The 985-nt window shown below is 63.2% G+C and carries 2 protein-coding genes; both read left to right on the top strand.

Features of this window, described 5'->3' with window-relative positions; genetic code table 11:
- Positions 1 to 184, top strand: a 184-nt coding sequence (locus tag F6Q13_RS17895; RefSeq protein ID WP_293059423.1) for a hypothetical protein, incomplete at its 5' end; no start/stop codon positions are given.
- Between the two features lie 48 nt (positions 185 to 232).
- A partial coding sequence (locus F6Q13_RS17890; protein ID WP_293059421.1) for a transposase occupies positions 233 to 985 on the top strand: 753 nt, incomplete at its 3' end.

The following is a 985-nucleotide window of genomic DNA, read 5'->3' as shown; positions in this document are numbered from 1 at the left end:
CCTGCGAGATCAACTGAAACCCGGTATCAAAACAAACCTGGCTCTAAAACCAGATGGACCGACTATCGGGGACCTGCCACACCACCTACAGGATTTTGGCAACACGCTCATTAACCTCGATCTTTCATGCAATTCCGCGTTTGCGGGTGTCGTTAACGCGAAAGGCGCGCTGCCGCAAGGATAATGGGACTGTTCAAGGTTCCAGTATCCAAGACGGGAGCGCACCTATCAGATGCAGAATACTACGGAGTGGTCGAAAAACGTTCGAGTTGAGGTCCGCGGCGACGATGTGGTCGGGCACGCCGGCAACGTGATCCCGCGCATGCTGGCCGACGCGATCGGTCTGACCAGCGGCTTGTCGGCTGCGTTGTCGCGGCCCGAGGTCCTCCACGATCGGGGCGCGGTGCTGCGGGACGTGGCGGTGTCGATCGCGGGCGGCGCGCAGAACCTGGCCGGCACCGCAGTGCTGCGGGATCAGCCTCGCCTGTTCGGGGCTGTGGGGTCGATCCCGACGATGTGGCGATCACTCAACGAAATCGACGAGGCTGCGCTGACGCGGATCATGCAGGCACGCAACAAGGTCCGGAAGCGGGTGTGGGCGTTGACCGAGGATCGGTATGGCGCGATCCCGCCGTCGCGGACCTGTTATGGGGATCTGGGTCCGGTGATGGTGATCCGCATTGACGCCTCGCTGGTGGCATCGCATTCTGACAAGCAGCACGCTGCGGGGAATTTCAAGGGTGGCTACGGGTTTCACCCGCTGTTGGCGTGGTGCGACAACACCGGGGAGCTGCTGGCGGTGATCTGCCGTGCGGGCAATGCTGGGTCGAACACCGCAGCCGATCACATCGCGATCATCGACGCGGCGATCGCCGCGATCCCGCCCAAGTGGCGGCGCAACCTGCTGATCAGCATCGACGGGGCGGGCTCAGGTCACCAGGGCCGCGATCGTGATCACCGTCGCCAGCGCGACACCTGCCCACCA

It is taken from the genome of Mycobacterium sp. (assembly GCF_008709575.1).
Lineage (GTDB): Bacteria > Actinomycetota > Actinomycetes > Mycobacteriales > Mycobacteriaceae > Mycobacterium.
This window is presented reverse-complemented; position numbering and strand designations above follow the sequence as displayed.